Origin of the sequence: Streptomyces sp. CBMA29 (assembly GCF_014596445.1) — a bacterium.
Taxonomy (GTDB): domain Bacteria; phylum Actinomycetota; class Actinomycetes; order Streptomycetales; family Streptomycetaceae; genus Actinacidiphila.
Genome location: NZ_MECL01000150.1, coordinates 1 through 20,847 on the forward strand (window position 1 = coordinate 1; position 20,847 = coordinate 20,847).

Here is a 20,847-nt window from a genome sequence, read left to right on the forward strand (position 1 = left end):
GTACCGCGCCGCGTCGCCGGACAGTCCCGCGTACCGGTCGACCGCCTTGCGCAGCGCGGTCTTGTCCGTCGCGGTGGGCGTGTCAATGTGGCTGAAGGTGATCCGGCCCAGATTCGCGACGGACGGGCGCGGGGAGGCGGGGGCCTCCGCGGCCGGGTCCGCCGCACTGTCGGTACGGGCGGCGGTGCGGGCGGCGGTCCTGGTGGTCCTGCGGTTCCCGCGGGCGGCGTCGCGGGCGGCCTTGGCGTCCCGGGCCAGCCGCCAGGCGTCGGCACGGTGCTGGAGGTCGTCACGGCGGGCCTGCTGGAGTTCGTAAGCGAACATCGGTCTCTCCCCTTGGATGATGTGCTTGTTCCGATGCCACAAGCTTCGTCTCCAAGGGGGTCCCGCCACATCGGGCAGTTGCCGCAACTCTCGGCCTCAGGGGGCCTTAGACGGCCGCCTCGGACGGGGTACGGATGCCTTAGACGCTCACCGCGCGGGGATCAGGACGCGGGGACCGTAGGGAGGTCGGCGAATACGTCGAACCACATGGCGCCCGCGATGAGCAGGCCGATGAAGGCCAGGACGGCACCGCCCCAGGCCAGCGCCTGGCTCCAGTGGCCGCGGGCGGCGCGGGCCCGGGAGGCCGGGTGCAGCAGCACCCCACCGCAGACGATCAGCGCGACGACCGCGAAGATGCCGTTGACCAGGGCGATCGCGTGCCAGGGCGTGCCGTATCCGGCGGCGATCTGCTGCTTGGCGGTGCCGCTGGACGTCTTGATCTGGCCGATCAGGCCCTGCCGCTGGGAGACCACGTTGCTGAGCCAGGTGCCGGTGAGGGAGGACAGCGCGAGCGCGGCGCCCGCGACGGCGGCGGCGCCGGTCACGATGGCGGAGGCGGCGGACGGCGGCGCGGGCTCCACGGCGAGGGCGTCGTCGTCCTCGGCGTCATCGACGTCGTCATCGGCGTCGGCTCCGTCGCCGATCACCTCGTAGTCGGTCTCGTCCACGACTTCGAGGTCGGCCGCGGTCTCGGCGGCGGCGGTGCCGGGCTTCTCCTCGGCGGGTGCGGTCCCGCTCTCGGTCCCGCTCTCGGTCTCGCTCTCGTTCTCGGCGTCGGTCACTGTGGGGGGCTTGGTGGTCTCCATGGTCCGCACCGTAGGGATGCTTTCTGAGAGCGGCCTGAGAGTCGTCTGAGAGTGCCCGCCTCAACCTGTGAGATCCGCTGTCCGCATCCCGGCCGGGCACGGCCGAGGACGCCCCCGGCGAAGAGAACCGCCCACGGCCGAGGGCGGCCCCCGCCAAAGGGAACCGCCCTCGTGGAACCGTCGGGCACACCGCGGGCGGCCTGGCCTCAGCCCTGCACGCCCAGCTTCTCCAGCACCAGCTCACGGACCCGCTTCGCGTCCGCCTGCCCGCGCGTGAGTTTCATGACGGCGCCGATCAGCGCGCCCGCCGCGGCCAGGTTGCCGCCACGGATCTTGTCCGCGATCGCCGCGTTGGACGCGATGGCCTCGTCCACGGCCGCGCCCAGGGCGCCGTCGTCGGACACGACCTTCAGACCGCGCTTGTCGACCACCTGGTCGGGGTCGCCCTCGCCCGCGAGGACGCCCTCGATGACCTGGCGGGCCAGCTTGTCGTTGAGGTCGCCGGCCGAGACCAGCGCCGCGACCCTGGCCACCTGCGCCGGGGTGATCGGCACATCGGCCAGCTCGGCGCCGGACTCGTTGGCGTGCCGGGCCAGCTCGCCCATCCACCACTTACGGGCCGCCGCCGCGTCCGCGCCCTCGTCGATGGTGGCGAGGATCAGGTCGAGCGCGCCCGCGTTGAGCACCGACTGCATCTCGTGGTCGGCGATGCCCCAGCTCTCCTGGAGCCGCTTGCGGCGCAGCCGCGGCAGCTCGGGCAGCCCGGCGCGCAGCTCCTCGACCCAGTCGCGGGCCGGGGCGACCGGCACCAGGTCGGGCTCGGGGAAGTACCGGTAGTCCTCGGCCTCCTCCTTGATCCGGCCGGAGGTCGTCGACCCGTCCTCCTCGTGGAAGTGCCGGGTCTCCTGGAGGATCGTGCCGCCGGAGGACAGCACCGCCGCGTGCCGCTGGATCTCGAAACGGGCCGCCCGCTCCACACTGCGCAGCGAGTTGACGTTCTTGGTCTCGCTGCGGGTGCCGAACTTCTCCCGCCCGTGCGGGCGCAGCGACAAGTTGACGTCGCAGCGCATCTGGCCCTGTTCCATCCGGGCCTCGGACACGCCCAGCGCCTTGATCAGCTCGCGCAGCTCGGCGACGTACGCCTTGGCGACCTCAGGGGCGCGCGCGCCCGCTCCCTCGATCGGCTTGGTGACGATCTCGATCAGCGGGATGCCCGCGCGGTTGTAGTCGAGCAGCGAGTGCGAGGCGCCGTGGATACGGCCGGTGGCGCCGCCGACGTGCAGCGACTTGCCGGTGTCCTCCTCCATGTGGGCGCGTTCGATCTGCACCCGGAAGACCTCGCCGTCCTCCAACTGGACGTCCAGATAGCCGTTGTACGCGATCGGCTCGTCGTACTGGGAGGTCTGGAAGTTCTTCGGCATGTCCGGGTAGAAGTAGTTCTTCCGGGCGAAGCGGCACCACTGCGCGATGTCGCAGTTGAGCGCGAGGCCGATCTTGATCGCGGACTCCACGCCGATCGCGTTGACCACCGGCAGCGCGCCGGGCAGGCCAAGACAGGTCGGGCAGGTCTGCGAGTTGGGGTCGGCGCCCAGTTCGGTCGAGCAGCCGCAGAACATCTTGGTCCTGGTGCCCAGCTCGACATGGACCTCAAGGCCCATCACCGGGTCGTAGGACTCCAGCGCGTCCTCGTAGGACAGCAGCTCCGTGACGGTCACAGTTCCCTCTGCATTCTCGGTCCGTCAGGCTCTCAGCCGGTCAGGATGTCGTCGTCGTGCGCCTCGCGCAGCTCGCGGATGAGCAGGGCCACGCCGGTGGCCACCGCGGCCACCCGGATCAGGCCGTCGACCAACTGGAGGGTGTCCTGCTCGCCACGCGCGTTGCGCACCTTCTTGACGTTGCTGAAGGCGGCGAAAAGCGTGCTGCCGATGGCCAGGTACGTACCGGCCCGGCCCTTCTTCTTCACGGTGCTCATAGCTGGGGTGCCTCCTCTAGCAAGGGGTGGCCCCACTTCTTCACGAAGGCGGCCTCGACGGCGGCGCCGACCCGGTAGAGCCGGTCGTCCTTGAGTGCGGGTGCGATGATCTGGAGTCCCACCGGCAGCCCGTCCTCGGGGGCCAGACCGCAGGGCAGCGACATCGCCGCGTTGCCCGCGAGGTTGGCGGGGATGGTGCACAGGTCCGCCAGGTACATCGCCATCGGGTCGTCGGCGCGCTCGCCGATCGGGAAGGCGGTGGTCGGGGTGGTCGGCGAGACGATCACGTCGACGCTCTCGAACGCCTTCTCGAAGTCCCGCGTGATCAGCGTGCGGACCTTCTGCGCCGAGCCGTAGTACGCGTCGTAGTAGCCGGAGCTGAGCGCGTACGTGCCGAGCATGATGCGGCGCTTGACCTCGGGGCCGAAGCCCGCGTCACGGGTCAGCGCGGTGACCTCCTCGGCCGACTTCGTGCCGTCGTCGCCGACCCGCAGGCCGTAGCGCATGGCGTCGAAGCGGGCCAGGTTGCTGGAGCACTCCGACGGCGCGATCAGGTAGTACGCGGCGAGCGCGTACGTGAACGACGGGCAGGAGATCTCCACGATCTCGGCGCCCAGGTCGCGCAGCAGCTCCACCGACTCGTTGAACCGCTGGACGACACCGGCCTGGTAGCCCTCGCCGCCGAACTCCTGGACGACGCCCACCCGCAGGCCCGCCACGCTGCCGTTGCGCGCGGCCTCGACGACCGGCGGCACCGGCGCGTCGACGGACGTGGAGTCGAGCGGGTCGTGCCCGGCCATCACCTCGTGCAGCAGCGCGGCGTCCAGCACCGTACGGGCGCAGGGGCCGCCCTGGTCGAGCGAGGACGAGAAGGCGACCATGCCGTACCGCGAGACGCCGCCGTAGGTGGGCTTCACGCCGACCGTCGCGGTCACCGCGGCGGGCTGCCTGATCGAGCCGCCGGTGTCGGTGCCGATGGCCAGCGGCGCCTGGTACGAGGCCAGCGCCGCGGCGCTGCCGCCGCCAGAGCCGCCGGGGATACGGGTCAGGTCCCACGGGTTGCCGGTCGGGCCGTACGCGCTGTTCTCCGTCGAGGAGCCCATCGCGAACTCGTCCATGTTCGTCTTGCCGAGGATCACCACGTCGGCGGCCTTGAGCCGCTTGGTGACGGTCGCGTCGTACGGCGGGATCCACCCTTCGAGGATCTTCGAGCCCACGGTGGTGGGCACACCCTCGGTGGTGAAGATGTCCTTCATCGCCAGCGGCACACCCGCCAACGGGCCCAGCGGCTCGCCCGCGGCGCGCTTGGCGTCCACGGCGCGGGCCTGCTTGAGCGCGCCCTCGCGGTCGACGTGCAGGAAGGCGTGCACCTTCTCGTCGACGGCCTCGATCCTGGCCAGGTGCGCCTCGGTGACCTCGACCGCGGTCAGTTCGCCGGACGCGATCTTCTCCGCCGTCTGAGCGGCGGTCAGCCTGATGATGTCCGTCATGGTCTTAGTCCTCCCCCAGGATCTGCGGCACCTTGAAGCGCTGCTGCTCCTGCGCAGGGGCGCCCGACAGGGCCTGCTCCGAGGTCAGCGACGGCCGGACGTCGTCCGGGCGCATGACGTTGGTCAGGGGCAGCGGGTGCGAGGTCGGCGGTACGTCCTCGCCGGCCACCTCGGACACGCGGGCTACCGCGCCGATGATGTCGTCGAGCTGTCCGGCGAAGTGGTCCAGCTCCTCGGCGGACAGTTCCAGCCGTGCCAGCTTGCCGAGGTGGGCGACCTCCTCGCGCGTGATGCCAGGCATGCGATTGCGATCCTCTGCGGGGTGAGATGTCGGTGGACCCCTCATCCTACGGGCCCGGGGGCACGCCCCCGGACCCCATTTCCCTGCCGCGGGCGGCAACCCGATCTTTTTAGGGGCGCGGGGAACTGCGCGCTCAGCCACGGCGGTGGCGCGCCTCACCACCCGCCCCAGCGGGGCAATTCGGTTGTCCCCGGACCACCGGCCGGTGGTGGGTTGCCCGCGCAGTTCCCCGCGCCCCTGACGGGGCGCACCCACCTGCGCACGGTGGACGCGCGTCAGGGCCGGCGGATGTCCGGGAGAGCCGAGTGCTCGGGCTCGGGTTCGGGCGTCGCTGCCAGCGCAGCGATGGGCCGCTGCCACCCCCGCTCACCGCGGGCGCGCAGCCACGCCGTGGCTTCGTCAGGAGGCATGGCGGCGGCGACGAGCCACCCCTGTACGGCGTCGCACCGCAGATCCCGCAGGCGTTCCCAGGTCTCGTCGTCCTCGACGCCCTCGGCGACGACGAGGAGGCCGAGGGAGTGGGCGAGGTCGATGGTGCAGCGCACGATCTCGGCGTCCTCGTTGTCGATGACGAGGCGGGCGACGAAGGAGCGGTCGATCTTGAGTTCGCTGACGGGGAGCCGTCGCAGGTGGACCAGGGAGGAGTAGCCGGTGCCGAAGTCGTCGAGGGACATCTTGACTCCGTGTCCGGTGAGCCCGTTGAGGGTGTCGGCGGCGCGCTGCGGGTCTTCGAGCAGGACGTGCTCGGTGATCTCCAACTGGAGCGAGCCCGGCGGGACCTGGTGCCGGGCGAGGCGGGCGGCGACGGCACCCGCGAAACCGGGGCTGTGGACGTCGCGGGGCGAGACGTTGACGGCGACGGGGACTTCGAGGCCCATCCGGCGCCAGCGGGCGACCTGCGCGAGGGCGGTGTCGAGGACGTACTCGGTGAGCTGCGGCATGAGCCCGGACGTCTCGGCCATCGTGATGAACTCTTCGGGGTTCACCCGGCCGCGCTCCGGGTGCTCCCACCGCACCAGCGCCTCGAGTCCGGCGACCTGGCCGTCGAAGCGGACCTTGGGCTGGTAGTGGAGCTGGACGTCCCCGGCGTCGAGGGCGCGGCGCAGGTCGCCGAGCAGGCCCAGCCGGTCGGGGGTGTTGCCGTCGCGCTTGGCCTCGTAGACCTCGACGCCGCTGCGGTCCAGCTTGGCCTGGTACATCGCCACGTCGGCGCGGCGCAGCAGCCCTTCGGCGTCCACCGCGTGGTCGGGGAAGACGGCGACCCCGGCGCTGGCCTCCAGCACCAGGGTCAGGCCGTCCAGGCTGATCGGGGAGCCGAGTGCCAGGGCCAGCGCGCGGGCGACGCGCTGGGCGCGGGTCGGTGAGTCGCAGACGGGCAGCAGGACGGCGAATTCGTCGCCGCCGAGCCGGGCGGCCTCGGCGCCGCGCGGCAGCGCGAGCCGCAGCCGGTCGGCGACCTGGAGGAGCAGCCGGTCGCCCGCGAGGTGTCCGAGCGTGTCGTTGACCGAGCGGAATTTGTCGAGGTCGATGAGGATCAGGGCGCTGCGCTCGCCGCGGTCCTGGGCGATGTCGAGCGCCGACCGGACGCGTTCCAGGAGCCATTGACGGTTCGGCAGGCCGGTGAGCGGGTCGCGGAGCTGTTCCTCGGCGCGGGCGTGCGCGATCCACAAGGTGGAGTCAAGCGCGATCAGCGGGACGGAGAACAGCGGCAGCAGGACGGGCATGTCGCAGGCGACGACCAGGATCAGCGGGGAGATGCCGAGCAGGGCGACGCCGACCATGCCCTGCCGGATCAGCGCGGTGCGCGCGGCGGTGGGCAGGCCGCTGCCGCGCGGGGCGAACGCGAGCCACAGCAGCAGCCGGGTCGCGGTCAGATAGGCCAACGCGGTGACGAGGATGGCCGGGGCGGCGGACAGCGTCCAGGCGGCGGGCCGCCAGGGGCCCTCGACGGAGGGGTGGTCGCCGAAGCAGTAGAGGGCGAGCGCGCCCGCGCCGATGCCGAGGATGTCGATGGCGCCGTGCAGCGCGGCCTCCCGCCAGCGGTGCCTGCGGGCGGCCCCGACCAGGACGACCACGGCGAGGCTGACGAGGACGGCGGGCACCCAGCCGTAGAGCAGCAGCATGGCGAGGGTGAGGGCGGCGCCGGAACCGGTGCCGCCCCACCAGCGGTCGCGGCCCATCGCGACCAGGTGGCCGACGACGATGCCGGTGAGTACGGCCAGGGCCCAGCCGATGGTGCCGCCGGGGAACAGCGCGTGGCCGCTGACGACCATGCGGACGACGCCCGCGACGAGCGCGGCACCGGCGACCGCCGGCACCCCTATCCGGATCGACGGCCGGGTTGCGCACGGGAGCGGTGTCGCGGCCTGGCTGCTGGGCAGCGGCGCCGCTACGACGCCCTCCGTCGTTTCCATGCCCGTCCCTCTCGCAGCCTGGTGTGGCAAGCAGGTCCAACCGCGCCGGTGCCCGCGGTGGGACCCGCTGAGGCCGCTGGAAGGTTCATGCCCGGCGGGCGCGCTTCTCAACAGTAGGCCGCGACGGGCCACCTCGGGCACCGATCAGCAGGGGTTCCCGGAATGCGACCTGGGCGGTCGCCGTATTCTGATATAGGCCGAACGGGTGACATCCCAGGGCCATTCAGCCGGATTCGGCGGCCGTTTCTGTGCCGTCGGTGTCCACCGCTTCCGCGTCTTCGGCCACCGGCTTGTCCGCGGCGCCTTCCCCCGTTCCCTCGGTTTCCTCCGTTTCCTCGGTTTCCGCCGTTTCCGCCGCCTCCGGCGGATTCACCGCGACGGCTCTGGCCGCTTCGGCCCCCTGTTCGAGCAGGACGGCGAAGCCCGGCTCGTCCAGCACCGGCACCTTCACCTGGAGCGCCTTGTCGTACTTGGAACCGGGGTTGTCGCCGACGACGACGAAACCGGTCTTCTTGGAGACCGAGCCGGTGACCTTCGCACCGCGGCTGACCAGGGCCTCCTTGGCGCCGTCTCGGGTGTGTCCGGCCAGTGTTCCGGTCACGACGACGGTGAGTCCTTCCAGGGGACGCGGTCCCTCGTCCGAGCCCTCCTCGGTGAACTTGACGCCCGCGGCCCGCCACTTCTCGATGATCTCCAGGTGCCAGTCCTCGGCGAACCACTGCTTCACCGAGGCGGCGATGGTCGGGCCGACGCCGTCGACCGCGGCCAGTTCCTCCTCGGCGGCGTCCTTGATTCGGTCCAGGTCGCGGAATTCGCGGGCCAGCGCCTCGGCGGCCACCGGGCCGACATGACGGATCGACAGGCCGGTGAGGATACGGGCCAGCGGGCGCTCCCTGGCCGCGGCGATGTGTTCCAGCATCGCCAGCGCGTTCTTCTTCGGCTCGCCCTTCTGGTTGGCGAAGAAGGTGACGATCTTCTCGTCGCCGCTGTCCGCGTCCCGCTTGGGCAGGCCGGTGTCCTGGTCGAGGACGTAGGAGCGGATCGGCAGCAGCTCCTCGATCTCCAGGCCGAACAGGTCGCCCTCGTCCTTCAGTGGCGGCTCGGAAGGCTCCAGCGGCTGGGTCAGGGCGGTCGCGGCGACGTATCCGAAGTTCTCGATGTCGAGACACTTGCGGCCCGCGAGGTAGTAGATCCGCTCGCGCAACTGGGCCGGGCAGTAGCGGGCGTTGGGGCACCGCAGGTCGATGTCCCCTTCCTTCATCGGCTGGAGGGCGGTGCCGCAGTCCGGGCACTCGGCGGGCATCACGAACTCCCGCTCGCTGCCGTCCCGCAGGTCCGCGACCGGCCCGAGGATCTCCGGGATGACGTCGCCCGCCTTGCGCAGCACGACGGTGTCGCCGATCAGGACGCCCTTCTTCTTCACCACGTCCTGGTTGTGCAGCGTCGCGAACTCGACCTCGGAGCCCGCCACCGTGACCGGCTCGACGACCGCGTACGGCGTCACGCGCCCGGTGCGGCCGACGCCGACGCGGATGTCCACCAGCTTGGTGTTGACCTCCTCCGGCGGGTACTTCCAGGCGATCGCCCAGCGCGGCGCCCGCGAGGTGGAGCCGAGCCGCCCCTGGAGGGGGATCTCGTCCACCTTGACCACGACGCCGTCGATCTCGTGCTCGACGTCGTGCCGGTGCTCGCCGTAGTAGGCGATGACGTCGGAGACCTCGGCGAGCGAGCCGACCACCTTGTTGTAGCGGGCGGTCGGCAGACCCCACTCGCGCAGCAGTTCGTACGCGTGCGACTGGCAGTCGATGTCGAAGCCCTGGCGGGCGCCGATGCCGTGCACCACCATGCGCAGCGGGCGGCTCGCGGTGATCCGCGGGTCCTTCTGCCGCAGTGAACCGGCCGCCGCGTTGCGCGGGTTGGCGAAGGGCTTGTCGCCCGCCTCGACCAGCCGTTCGTTCAGCTCCTCGAACTTCTCGCCGGGGAAGTACACCTCGCCGCGGATCTCCACCAGTTCGGGCACGCGGTCGCCCGCTAGCCGGTCGGGGATGTCGGCGATCGTCCGTACGTTGGGCGTGATGTCCTCGCCGGTCCTGCCGTCGCCGCGCGTGGCGGCGCGGGTCAGGCGGCCCTGTTCGTACGTCAGATTGACCGCGAGGCCGTCGACCTTCAGCTCGCACAGGAAGTGGTACGGGCTGTGCGTGTTGTCCGGCGGGCCCAGCTCCGCGGCGACGCGCTCGGCCCAGGTGGCCAGCTCGTCCGGCGCGAAGGCGTTGTCAAGCGACAGCATCCGCTCGCGGTGCCGGACGGAGGTGAACTCCGTCTCGTACGCGCCCGCGACCTTCTGGGTCGGCGAGTCGGGGGTGCGCAGTCCCGGGTGCTCCTCCTCGACCGCTTCGAGCCGGCGCAGCAGCTTGTCGAATTCGGCGTCGCTGACGACGGGCGCGTCGTTGACGTAGTAGCGGAAGCGGTGCTCCTCGATCTGCTCGGCGAGGCGTGCGTGCTCCTCGCGTGCCTCGGCGGGGATCTCCGCCGCGCTCGCCTCGCCCCGGCTTGCGTCGTCCTCCACGGCTGCCACGAAACTGTCCCTTCCCTCACTCAGGGTTGTCGACGAGCGATCGCGCCGCCTTCGCGCAGTGCGCCAGGGCGGCACGGGCATAGGCCGGAGAGGCCCCCGCCAGACCGCAGGAAGGGGTGACCGCGACCGAGGAGCCCAATGCCCCCGGCGCCAGCCCCAGCCTGCGCCACAGCGCCCGAACACCACTGACGCTACCGCCAGGGTCTGACAATGGGGCATCCTTGCCGGGGACGACACCGGCGAAGAGCGCGGTGCCGCCTTCCGCGGCCTCTCCGAAGTCGTCCCAGTCACGCTCGGTGAGCAGCTCGAAGTCGAAGGAGATGCCGACGACCCCGGCGCGCCGCAGCAGCCCGAAGGGCACCTCGGGGGCGCAGGAGTGGACGACGGCCGGTGCGCCGACGGCCGCGATCAGGTCGCGCAGCGTCGACTCGACGACGGCGCGGTCCACCGCGCGGTAGGTCTGGTAGCCGCTGGCCGTCCTGATCCCGCCGTGCAGTACGGAGGTGAGCGACGGCTCGTCGAGCTGGAGCACGATCCGGGCGCCGGGGACCCGGCGCCGCGCTTCCTCGACGTGCAGCCGCAGGCCCTCGGCGAGCGATCCCGCCAGGTCGCGTACCGCCCCGTGGTCGCGCAGCGCGGCCTCGCCGTTGCGGGTCTCCACCCCTGCGGACAGCGTCCACGGTCCGACCGCCTGGATCTTGAGCGGCCCTTCGTAGCCCTGGGTGAACTCCTCCAGCGCGTCCAGGTCTTCGCCGAGCCAGGACGTGGCGCGCTTCGAGTCCCGTCCCGGCCGGTCGCCGAAGCGCCAGCCGCTGGGCTCCACGCGGGCGTAGAGGTCCACGAGCATGCCGAGGGTCCGGCCGATCATGTCGGCGCCGGGGCCCCGGCCGGGCAGCTCGGGCAGGAAGGCCATGCCCTCCACGGCCTCCACGGCCACCCGCGCCGCCTCCCGGGCGTCGCCGCCCGGCATGGACCCGACACCGGTCGCGGTGCCCGCGGGCAGGGAGAAGTCAGTCTGGGTACTCACGTCGCTGAGCGTAGGCCACCCGGTGGGCGCGGCTCACCGCTACGGCGGGCCGTTCCACACCAGGGACAGGTGGACTCCGTAGACCGCGGAGGCGACGGCGGCGAAGGAGAGGGTGCAGGCGATGGTGCGCGGGTGGGTGCGGGCGAGCACCCGGGCCAGGGGGATCAGCAGCGGGAAGGCGGGGAGCAGGAAGCGGGCGCGGGCGATGTAGACGCCCGCGCCGAGGGTGAGGACGGCGAGGAGCGCGCCGCTGAAGAGCAGCAGTGGCAGCGGCTGGCGCTGGACGAGGCAGAAGACGAAGAGCGCGAAGCAGGCCACGACGACGAGGGTGACGACGACGAAGGCGACGGGTACGTCGCTGCCGCGCGGGCCGAGGAAGACCCAGCGGAAGCGCCGCAGCAGGTAGCCGCCCTTGCTGAAACGGTTGCCCCAGGCTTCCTGGACGGCGAAGTAGCCGTCGGCGCGGTGTACGCGCAGGCCCACCCAGACGACGAAGGCCAGCCATCCGGCGGGCGCGAGCAGCATGCCGAGCGCGGGCCGCCAGACCGGCCCCCACCAGGGCCCCGCGCGCGGCTGCCGCAGTGCCCGGACCGCGGCGAGCCCGGCGGTGAGACCGATGGCCGCGGCGATGGCGACGCCGGTGGGCCGGGTGAGTCCGGCCAGCGCGGCGAACGTCCCGGCCCACACCCAGCGTCTGGCCAGCGTGACGTAGAGGGCGGCGGCGCAGAGCGCGGTGAACAGCGACTCGGTGTACGCCATGCTCTCGACCAGCGCGTGCGGCAGGCAACCCCACAGCACCGCGAGGATGACGCCGGTACGCCGCCGGTGGAGGCGGTTGCCGACCAGGAAGATCAGCCAGGCCGCGGCCATCGAGGCGGTCAGCGAGACCAGCCAGGACGCCTTGGCGGCGCCGACCGGCAGGACCGCGTCCGCGACGCGGCAGAGCGCCGGGTACAGCGGGAAGAAGGCGAGGTTGCTCCAGCCGTGCCAGGCGTTGGGCACTCCGGTGACCGTACGGTCGTAGCCGTGCTCGACCACGTCCTGGTACCAGCGCGAGTCCCAGGATCCGTACAGCACCGCGCCGGGCGAACGGCCGCGCCGCTCGGCGAAGTAGCAGAGCAGGCCGATGCCGAGCGCGCGGGCGGCGCCGTAGCCGAGCAGCGCGGGGGCGGCGAGCCGCAGGGCGGCCTCGGCGCGGGCCCGTACGTCCCGCCCGGCGCTGCTCGGCCGGGGTACTGCGGTGGCAGAGGCCATGGTCGGTCCGCTCCCTCGGATCGGGGTGGGGCGCGGATGACCCTAAGGTGCGAAAGTGACGAAAGCAGTCGGATATCGGCTGCGCCGGAGCAATCACCCGGCATATGTACACGCTTGGACGACCGGCCCCCTGCGGGGGGCTCGACGGAAACGGCGGGGTGGACCCGGCCGCCCGGGTCATGACGGGCTCCCGCCCCTCGGGTCGGGACCCGGCCGCAGTGCCGCCTCCGGCGCGGCGAACAGCACCTTGGCGCTGGCACCGCCAGCAGTCCTCGGCCGCCCGCCGCCGGTCCTCACCCGGCGCAGACGGCACCCCACCGTCGTCGTCAGCCCCGCCGTCACCGGCACCCCGCTGGCACCGCCAGCCCCGCCGCAGGCGCAACCTCGGCATCACCACCAGCCCCGCCGCCACCGAAGCCCGGCTCGCACCGCCAGCCGTCCTCGGCCGCCCGCCGCCGGTCCCTACCCGCCGCTGCCACCAGCCCCGCCGCAGGCGGCACCTCGTCGTCGTCAGCCCCGCCGGAGGCAGCACCCCGCTGGCACCGCCGGCAGTCCTCGGCCGTCGGCCGACGCCGGTCCCTACTCGCCGCTGCCACCAGCCCCGCCGCAGGCGGCACCTCGCCCGCAGGCACAACCTCACCGTCGCCACCAGCCCCGCCGGAGGCGGCACCCCGCCGTCGTCAGCCCCGCCGGAGGCAGCACCCCGCTGGCACCGCCGGCAGTCCTCGGCCGTCGGCCGACGCCGGTCCCTACTCGCCGCTGCCACCAGCCCCGCCACAGGCGGCACCTCGCCCGCAGGCACAACCTCGCCGCTGCCACCAGCCCCGCCGGAGGCGGCACCTCGCCGTCGTCGTCAGCCCCGCCGCAGGCGGCACCTCGTCGTCAGCCGCGCCGCAGGCGTTATCGGCCCGGTCGTACCGTCAGGTCGGTGATCTCCGCGTCTTGCGGAAGGTCGATCGCGGTGAGGACCGTGGTGGCCACCGACTCGGGCGCGATCCAGCGCTCGGCGTCGTACCGCTTGCCCTCCTGCTGGTGCACCTTGGCCTGCATGGGCGTGGCGGTGCGGCCCGGGAAGACGGAGGTGACGCGCAGGCCGCCCGGGTGCTCCTCGCGGCGCAGGGCGTCCGCGAGGGCCTTGAGGCCGTGCTTGCTGGCCGCGTACGGGCCCCACTGCGCGTGCGCGTCGAGACCGGCGCCGGAGTTGACGAAGACCACATGGCCGCGGGAGAGCCGCAGTTGGGGCAGGAACAGCCGGGTCAGCTCGGCGGGGCCGACGAGGTTGACCGCGAGCGTCTCGTTCCAGACCTTCGGGGTGAGGTCGCCGATGTCGCCGAGTTCGACCACGCCCGCGATGTGCAGGAGCGAGTCCAGCCGGTCGGGCGGTGCCTGGTGGCCGAGCGCCCAGGACAGCCGGGACGGCTCGGCGAGGTCGCCGACCAGGGTCCGCGCGCCGGGGAAGCCGGCGGCCAGCGCCTTGGCCCGGCCCGCGTCCCTGGCCAGCAGCCACAGTTCGTCGCCGCGCTCCAGCAGCCTGCGCGCGACCGCGGCGCCGATGCCGGAGCCGGCTCCGGTGACCAGGTGGATGCTCACACGTTCTCCGTCAGGTAGGTCATGGCCTCTTCGCCGGTGTCGGCGAAGGCCACCAGATCGGCCAGCGGGAGCGGCAGGAAGCCCTCCGCGTCCATCCGGTGCAGTTGTTCCCTGAGGCCGTCGTAGAAACCGGCGCTGTTGAGCAGGACCACGGGCTTGGCGTGCAGCCCGTGCTTCTTCAGCTCCAGGATCTCGGTGGCCTCGTCCAGCGTGCCGGTGCCGCCGACCATGATGACGATCGCGTCCGCGCGCCGCAGCAGTTCCGCCTTGCGCTCGGCGAGGTCCACCGCGGTCACCATCTCGTCCGCGGTGTCGCGCGCCTTGGACCGGAGGAATTCCACCGACACCCCGACCAGCCGGCCGCCGCTCTCCTGGACGCCGTCCGCGACGACCTTCATCAGGCCGACGTCCGAGCCGCCCCAGACCAGGGTGTGGCCGCCGCGGCCGATCAGCTCGGCGAATTCCCGGGCGGGGGCCGTGTACCGCTCGTCGAGATCGGCGGCGGAGAGGAAGACACAGATGTTCATACGGTCACGGTATCGGCGCTCCCCCGCGCCCCCGCGGTCCGGTCCGTCGTGGCGATCGTCGCCGAGCCGACGACGCGCGTGCCGTCGTACAGCACCACGGCCTGGCCTGGCGCGATGCCGCGCACGGGCGCGCCGAAGCCGACCCGCAGCTCGCCGTCCACCAGCTCCGCCGTCACCGGTACGTCCTCGCCGTGCGCCCGCAGTTGCGCGGTGTACGCGGCGGGGCCGGTCGGCGGGGTACCGCACCAGCGCGGCTTGATCGCGGTGAGCGAGGTCACGTCGAGAGCGTCGACGGGGCCGACCGTCACCGTGTTGTCGACCGGCGAGATGTCCAGGACGTAGCGCGGCTTGCCGTCGTCCGCGGGGACGCCGATCCGCAGGCCCTTGCGCTGGCCGATGGTGAAGCCGTACGCACCCGTGTGCGTGCCGACCCGCGCGCCGTCCTCGTCCACGATCGCGCCCTGCGCGGTGCCGAGGCGCTTGGCCAGGAAGCCCTGGGTGTCGCCGTCCGCGATGAAGCAGATGTCGTGGCTGTCGGGCTTGCGCGCCACCGCGAGCCCGCGCCGCTCGGCCTCCGCGCGGATCTCGCCCTTGGTGGTCAGGGTGTCCCCCAGCGGGAACATCGCGTGCGCGAGCTGCCGCTCGTCCAGCACGCCGAGCACGTACGACTGGTCCTTGGCCGCGTCGCTCGCCCGGTGCAGCTCGCGCGTGCCGTCGTCCTTGACCAGGACGGTCGCGTAGTGCCCGGTGCAGACCGCGTCGAAGCCCAGCGCCAGCGCCTTGTCCAGCAGCGCGGCGAATTTGATCTTCTCGTTGCAGCGCAGGCAGGGATTCGGCGTCCGGCCCGCCGCGTACTCCGCGACGAAGTCCTCGACCACGTCCTCCCGGAAGCGCTCGGCGAGGTCCCACACGTAGAACGGGATGCCGATCACGTCGGCCGCCCGTCGCGCGTCCCGCGAGTCCTCCACCGTGCAGCAGCCCCGCGCGCCCGTCCTGAAGCTCTGCGGATTCGCCGACAGCGCCAGGTGCACGCCGGTCACGTCGTGCCCCGCCTCGGCTGCGCGCGCCGCCGCCACCGCGGAGTCCACACCGCCGCTCATCGCGGCCAGTACACGCAGCTTCTTGCGATCGGCGTCAGGGAAGTCATTCACTCCCCCAGAGTAACGGCCTCCCGGCCCGGCCCTCAGGTCTGGCCCGCGGCCCTGGCGCGGTCGACGGCGGGGCCGATGGCGGCGGTGAGGGTGGCGATCTCGGCGGGGGTGGTGGTGTGGCCCAGCGAGAAGCGGAGGGTGGCGCGGGCGTGGGTGGGGGGCTGGTGCATGGCGAGCAGGACGTGGCTGGGCTGGGCGACGCCCGCGGTGCAGGCGGAGCCGGTGGAGCAGGCGATGCCCTGGGCGTCGAGGAGCAGGAGGAGGGCGTCGCCCTCGCAGCCGGGGAAGGTGAAGTGGGCGTTGCCGGGGAGGCGGCCCGCGGGGTCGGGGTCGCCGTTGAGGATGGCGTCGGGCACGGTGGCGAGCACGTCGCGGACGAGGGTGTCGCGCAGGGCGCCGATGTCGCGGGCGAAGGCGGTGCGGCGCTCGGCGGCGAGGGCGCCGGCGGTCGCGAAGGCGGCGATGGCCGGTACGTCGAGGGTGCCGGAGCGGCTGCGCTCCTGGCCGCCGCCGTGCAGCAGCGGTACGGGGGTGTCCTCGCGCCGCAGTACGAGCGCGCCGACGCCGTACGGGCCGCCGATCTTGTGGCCGGTCACCGTCATCGCGTCGAGGCCGCTCGCGGTGAAGTCCACCTCGGCCTGGCCGAACGCCTGCACGGCGTCGGAGTGCATCGGAATGCCGAACTCCCGTGCCACCTCGGCCAGCTCGGCGACCGGCAGCACCGTACCGACCTCGTTGTTCGCCCACATCACGGTGATCAGGGCCACGTCGTCGGCGTCGCGGTCGATCGCGGCGCGCAGCGTCCGGGGGTGCACGCGGCCGTAGCCGTCGACATCCAGCCACTCGACGACGGCGCCCTCGTGCTCCGCGAGCCAGTGGACGGCGTCCAGCACCGCGTGGTGCTCGACCGGGCTGGCCAGGACGCGGACCCTGCGCGGGTCGGCGTCCCTGCGCGCCCAGAACAGGCCCTTCACCGCCAGGTTGTCCGACTCGGTGCCGCCGCCGGTGAAGACGATCTCGCTGGGCCGCGCGCCGAGTGCCGCGGCGAGCGCTTCCCGTGACTCCTCGACGGTTCGCCGGGCCTGCCGCCCGGCGGCGTGCAGTGCGGACGCGTTCCCGGTCACCGTGAGGTGGGCGGTCATCGCCTGGACCGCCTCCGGGAGCATGGGCGTGGTGGCGGCGTGGTCGAAGTAGGCCATGGTGCCCCGATTCTACGTTCGCCGGAGCAACCTTCCGACCCCCACCCGCGTCCGCCCCCTCCCCACCTCTCGCCCCCACCCCGAATCGGTCACCCCGCGCGCATGGTCTACCCCGTTTCGGACGAAGCGACCAGACGACTTCACACGAACCCGCGCCTCTGCGAGCAGGAAACTGCTCTATGCGACGACAGCCCTGGCTTTTGAGAATTCACTCACTATTCCACCGGATTGACTTCTCTCGATCAGTGAGCCTTCGCTGGAGAGAAGAACCTCGGAAACATCGACACGTATGCATACCGGTGAGCCCGCCGCGTGAAGCAGACCAACGCACGTTCGATAGGTCTCACCGGCATTGCTCTTCGTTTTTCCAGCCACGAGGTAGATTACCTTACCCACGTCGACACTCTGCACTACCAGGCTCTCAGGAACGAGATTCCTGAATCCCTTCGCGCGCATATCAGGTTGACTGCCTTGAAGTGCGGAGAATTCCATTTGATAAATTGGTCTCGATGATGCACCGAAGTCGCCAGGTAGTGCGCGCCCCCGCGCCGTCAATTGATGACCCAGGACGGTTCCCCATGCCAGGCAAGAGAGCGCGACGGCATATCGGGCAAGCGGTGAGCTCGCGAGCAGGAGCGCTACTGCGACGATACTCAAGGCGCATGCTGTCGTGATAAAAATTACCGCACCTGGGCGCAACTTCGGCATAAGGTTCCGTCCTTCGGGCTCGAGAGTTCTCTGTGTGATGGATGGGCGGCGAAGCCCGCCCCCGAGCGCTGCTGCCGCACCGGGGGCGGGCCGACGCCACTGCCGCCGCGGCGATCAAGCAGCCGATGCCCCCCGTTGCTCCTCAGAAGAGACCCGCTCCGGCCCCGGCAGCGACGATGACTGCGGCCCGGAGGCGTCCTCGCCGCAACCGTGCCATCAACCGCGCCGACAGCACATCCCGCGCCTCCGCCACCCCGTACGACGGCGGCGACGCGACGGTCCCCTCCCGCTCGGGCCCAGGCGCGGCGAGCGCCACCCCGACCCCGAACGCCGAGCGTCCCCCCACCCTGACCTCACGAACCCTCCCCAGAGACCGCACAGTTGCTCAATCAAGCAACCAGCAGATCTTCACACGGTCACCACATGGCGGGGAATAGGTAAAGGGATACCCAAGCACGTCTCATGGGCGCCGTGAATTCACGCTCCCGCGAGCTTCGTGGAGAAGAGGCGTCAGGGAGCGGCGGAGGCGCGGGGGGCGCGGGCGAGTTGGCGGGACTGGGCTACGAGGCGGTCGGCGGTGTCCCAGACCTCGGCGTCTTCTTCGAGGAGGCCGCCGGCGAGATTGCGGGTGGTGAGGGCGATACGGAGGGGGCCGGGGGCGGGGCGGGCGCGGAGGTGGACGGTGAGTTCGAGGGTGGGGACCCAGCCCTGGAGGCCGAGGTCGAAGGCGGTGGGGGGCAGGGCGTCCACGGCCAGGAGGAGCGAGAGGGCGTCGTGGTCCCGGCCGTCGGCCAGGCCGAACCAGCCGCGCATGTCACCCCGTCCCGAGGGCGCGCCGACGGCCCAGCCCGCGGTGGCCGGATCGAGCCGGAGCGCGATGCGGTCGAGGAGGGCGCTGGAGCCGGGCAGCGGCGCGCCGCCCTCGGGGGCGTCCTCGGGGCCGACGCAGTCCGCGTACTCCGGCATCGACGGCGCGGGCGCGGTGGTGCGTACGTCGTCGGGCAGCGCGCCCAGGTCGCCGTACGCGGCGATGACCCGCATCCGCTCGACCTCACGGCCCTGCTCGTCGGTCTGGCAGAGCGACGCCTGCCCGCTGGAGAGGGTCCGGCCCGCCCGTACCGTCTCGGTCCTGATCACGGCGGGGCCGGGGCGTGAGGCGGTCAGGTAGTGGGCGGTGATGGTGAAAGGGTCGTCGTGCGGCAGCGCGTCGCGCAGGGCGCGGGCGACGACGGCGAGCAGATAGCCGCCGTTGACGGCCGCGGCGATGGTCCAGCCCGGTGACAGGTCGATGTCGTACGTGCCGGGCTCGCCCGGCCGGGCCGCCACCGCCGTGTCGCGGTCGAATTCGCTGTCGCCGAGGGTCGCGCGGGCTGTCGCATGTGCCATACCCCGATGTTACCCAGCGGTAGAGACCTCGTGTCCACCGCTGGCGGTTTCCCGCCGCCGCGACCGGCCGCGAGACCCCGCCGTTCCTCCGTACGGCCCGGCCCGTACGGCCCGGCCCGGACGGAGTCCGCTACTCCCCTTCCGCCGCCGCGCTCCTGCGGTGCCACGCCCGCGGCGCCCGCCAGCGGAACCGCAGCGCCAGCAGCCGCAGGACGAAGGCGACCAGCGCCGCGAGCCCCGCGGTCACAGCGCCCAGCACGTCGAAGTGGATCAGCAGCGCGACCGTACTCGCGCCGACCAGGGCCGGGACGGCGTACAGGTCGCGGTCCCAGCGCAGCAGCGACGGCACCTCGTTCGCCAGCAGGTCGCGCAGGACGCCGCCGCCGGCCGCCGTGGCGAGGCCGAGCGCGACGGACGGGGTGAGCCCGAGCCCGTACGTGTGCGCCTTGATCGTGCCGGTCACGCAGAACAGCCCGAGCCCGGCCGCGTCGAAGACGTTCATCGTGGCGTTGATCCGCTCGACCTCGGGGTGCAGGAAGAAGACCAGCGCGGTGGCGACCAGCGGCGTCGAGAAGTAGCCGATGTCGGTGAAGGCGGCGGGCGGCACCGCGCCGATGACCAGGTCGCGGAAGACCCCGCCGCCGAGCGCCGTGACCTCGGCGAGCACCGCCATGCCGAACACGTCGTAGTTCCTGCGGACCGCCGCCAGCGCGCCGGAGATCGCGAAGACGAAGATCCCGACGACGTCGAGCGTGTGCTGGACGGTGGGCGTGAACAGATCCGTGGCCATGCCGATGTTGTACTACGGCCCGCCGCCGGACCCGCGAAACCCACCGTACGAGCCCGGCGCCCGCCCCCGTCGCGACTGCCTACGGCGTGGCAGCCACGCTCTCCGGCTGGTTCTCCGGCTGGTTCTCCGGGTGGTGGCACGCCACTTGGTGGCCGGTCGCCAGCGGCGCCAGCGGCGGCTCCTGCGTCTTGCACACCTCCGTCGCCTTCCAGCACCGGGTGTGGAAGCGGCAGCCGCTCGGCGGCGAGATCGGCGACGGCACGTCACCGGTGAGCAGGATGCGCTTGCGCTGCGTGCGCCGCCTCGGGTCGGGCACCGGTACCGCCGACATCAGGGCGGTGGTGTACGGGTGGAAGGGCGCGCTGTACAGCGCCTCCCGGTCCGCGATCTCCACCACCTTGCCGAGGTACATCACCGCGATCCGGTCCGAGACATGGCGGATCACCGACAGGTCGTGGGCGATGATCACATACGTCAGGCCCAGCTCCGACTGGAGGTCGTCCAGCAGGTTCACCACCTGGGCCTGGATGGACACGTCCAGTGCCGAGACCGGCTCGTCGGCGACGACCAGCTTCGGCTTGAGGGCGAGCGCCCGCGCGATGCCGATCCGCTGCCGCTGACCGCCCGAGAACTCGTGCGGGTAGCGGTTGTAGTGCTCGGGGCTGAGCCCGACCAGCTCCAGCAGATTCTGCACTTCGCGCTTCACACCGTGCTCGGTCGCGACCTTCTGGAGCTTGTACGGGGCGCCGACGATCGTGCCGATGGTGTGCCGCGGGTTCAGCGAGGAGAACGGGTCCTGGAAGATCATCTGGACGTCGCGCCGCATCGGGCGCATCGCCCCGGTGCTCAGGTGCGTGATGTCCCGGCCCTGGAACTCGATCGTGCCGCCGGTCGGTTCGAGCAGCCGGGTGATCAGCCGTCCCATCGTGGACTTGCCGCAGCCCGACTCGCCGACCACGCCGAGCGTTTCGCCCGCCGCGACCTCGAAGTCGATGCCGTCCACGGCCTGTACGGCGCCGACCTGGCGGCGCAGCAGCCCCTTGGTGATCGGGAAGTGCTTGACCAGACCGGTCACCTTGAGCAGCGGCTCGCCGCTCCGCTGCCGCGGCAGCGGGACGCTCTTGTCGAGCGAGGGCCTGCCGTCCGACGCGGCTCTGCCCGACGAAGGACCGCCGGCCGCCCCGGCGTTGTCCGAAACGGCGTTGTCCGAAACAGCGTCGTCCGAAACGGCGTCGTCCGAAACGGCGTTGTCCGAAACGGCGTTGTCCGACGGTGTGCCGTCCGGCGAGGACGCGGACGCGTCCTGCGGCGGCTCGTCCGGCGAGGGGTTCTC

18 protein-coding genes are annotated in these 20,847 nt (G+C 72.1%); all 18 read right to left on the reverse strand.

Annotated elements, in window-relative coordinates; genetic code table 11:
• Positions 1–324 (reverse strand): hypothetical protein (locus BGM09_RS20035; protein WP_188283027.1); only part of this gene is annotated, 324 nt, incomplete at its 3' end.
• A 161-nt stretch (positions 325–485) separates the two neighbouring features.
• Entirely contained in the window at positions 486–1,130 is a 645-nt protein-coding gene (locus tag BGM09_RS20040) for a hypothetical protein (protein ID WP_188283028.1), read from the reverse strand.
• A gap of 206 nt (positions 1,131–1,336) precedes the next feature.
• Entirely contained in the window at positions 1,337–2,845 is a 1,509-nt protein-coding gene (gene gatB, locus BGM09_RS20045) for an Asp-tRNA(Asn)/Glu-tRNA(Gln) amidotransferase subunit GatB (protein WP_188283029.1), read from the reverse strand.
• 32 nt (positions 2,846–2,877) lie between these two features.
• Positions 2,878–3,102 (reverse strand): hypothetical protein, encoded by a 225-nt coding sequence (locus BGM09_RS20050; RefSeq protein WP_188283030.1) that lies wholly within the window; start codon positions 3,100–3,102, stop codon positions 2,878–2,880.
• Positions 3,099–4,592, reverse strand: coding sequence for an Asp-tRNA(Asn)/Glu-tRNA(Gln) amidotransferase subunit GatA (gatA, locus tag BGM09_RS20055; RefSeq protein ID WP_188283031.1), 1,494 nt, complete (start codon positions 4,590–4,592; stop codon positions 3,099–3,101). Before gatA ends, BGM09_RS20050 begins: the two co-directional genes overlap by 4 nt.
• Before the next feature lie 4 nt (positions 4,593–4,596).
• On the reverse strand, positions 4,597–4,893 hold the full coding sequence (gene gatC, locus BGM09_RS20060; RefSeq protein WP_188283032.1) for an Asp-tRNA(Asn)/Glu-tRNA(Gln) amidotransferase subunit GatC: 297 nt from the start codon (positions 4,891–4,893) through the stop codon (positions 4,597–4,599).
• 275 nt (positions 4,894–5,168) lie between these two features.
• The gene (locus BGM09_RS20065) at positions 5,169–7,307 is read right to left on the reverse strand and encodes a putative bifunctional diguanylate cyclase/phosphodiesterase (RefSeq protein WP_188283033.1); all 2,139 of its coding nucleotides are present in this window, start codon (positions 7,305–7,307) and stop codon (positions 5,169–5,171) included.
• Between the two features lie 223 nt (positions 7,308–7,530).
• Entirely contained in the window at positions 7,531–9,963 is a 2,433-nt protein-coding gene (gene ligA / locus BGM09_RS20070) for an NAD-dependent DNA ligase LigA (protein WP_188283034.1), read from the reverse strand.
• Positions 9,899–10,909 (reverse strand): methionine synthase, encoded by a 1,011-nt coding sequence (locus BGM09_RS20075; RefSeq protein WP_317452790.1) that lies wholly within the window; start codon positions 10,907–10,909, stop codon positions 9,899–9,901. The genes ligA and BGM09_RS20075 overlap by 65 nt, the downstream gene beginning before the upstream one ends.
• Before the next feature lie 39 nt (positions 10,910–10,948).
• Positions 10,949–12,163 (reverse strand): hypothetical protein, encoded by a 1,215-nt coding sequence (locus BGM09_RS20080; RefSeq protein ID WP_223187315.1) that lies wholly within the window; start codon positions 12,161–12,163, stop codon positions 10,949–10,951.
• A gap of 900 nt (positions 12,164–13,063) precedes the next feature.
• Entirely contained in the window at positions 13,064–13,753 is a 690-nt protein-coding gene (locus BGM09_RS20085) for an SDR family oxidoreductase (RefSeq protein ID WP_188283035.1), read from the reverse strand.
• On the reverse strand, positions 13,750–14,280 hold the full coding sequence (locus tag BGM09_RS20090; protein ID WP_188283036.1) for a TIGR00730 family Rossman fold protein: 531 nt from the start codon (positions 14,278–14,280) through the stop codon (positions 13,750–13,752). The genes BGM09_RS20085 and BGM09_RS20090 overlap by 4 nt, the downstream gene beginning before the upstream one ends.
• On the reverse strand, positions 14,277–15,431 hold the full coding sequence (gene mnmA, locus BGM09_RS20095) for a tRNA 2-thiouridine(34) synthase MnmA (RefSeq protein ID WP_317452791.1): 1,155 nt from the start codon (positions 15,429–15,431) through the stop codon (positions 14,277–14,279). The genes BGM09_RS20090 and mnmA overlap by 4 nt, the downstream gene beginning before the upstream one ends.
• 32 nt (positions 15,432–15,463) lie before the next feature.
• A complete protein-coding gene (locus tag BGM09_RS20100) occupies positions 15,464–16,630 on the reverse strand; it encodes a cysteine desulfurase family protein (protein ID WP_188283037.1) in 1,167 nt (388 codons plus the stop codon).
• Between the two features lie 177 nt (positions 16,631–16,807).
• Positions 16,808–17,122 (reverse strand): hypothetical protein, encoded by a 315-nt coding sequence (locus BGM09_RS20105; RefSeq protein WP_188283038.1) that lies wholly within the window; start codon positions 17,120–17,122, stop codon positions 16,808–16,810.
• Positions 17,123–17,848: 726 nt separating this feature from the next.
• Entirely contained in the window at positions 17,849–18,724 is an 876-nt protein-coding gene (locus tag BGM09_RS20110) for a thioesterase family protein (RefSeq protein WP_188283039.1), read from the reverse strand.
• Positions 18,725–18,854: 130 nt separating this feature from the next.
• Positions 18,855–19,514 (reverse strand): trimeric intracellular cation channel family protein, encoded by a 660-nt coding sequence (locus BGM09_RS20115; RefSeq protein ID WP_188283040.1) that lies wholly within the window; start codon positions 19,512–19,514, stop codon positions 18,855–18,857.
• 79 nt (positions 19,515–19,593) lie between these two features.
• Positions 19,594–20,625 (reverse strand): ABC transporter ATP-binding protein, encoded by a 1,032-nt coding sequence (locus tag BGM09_RS20120; protein WP_188283085.1) that lies wholly within the window; start codon positions 20,623–20,625, stop codon positions 19,594–19,596.
• Between the last annotated feature and the right edge of the window lie 222 nt (positions 20,626–20,847).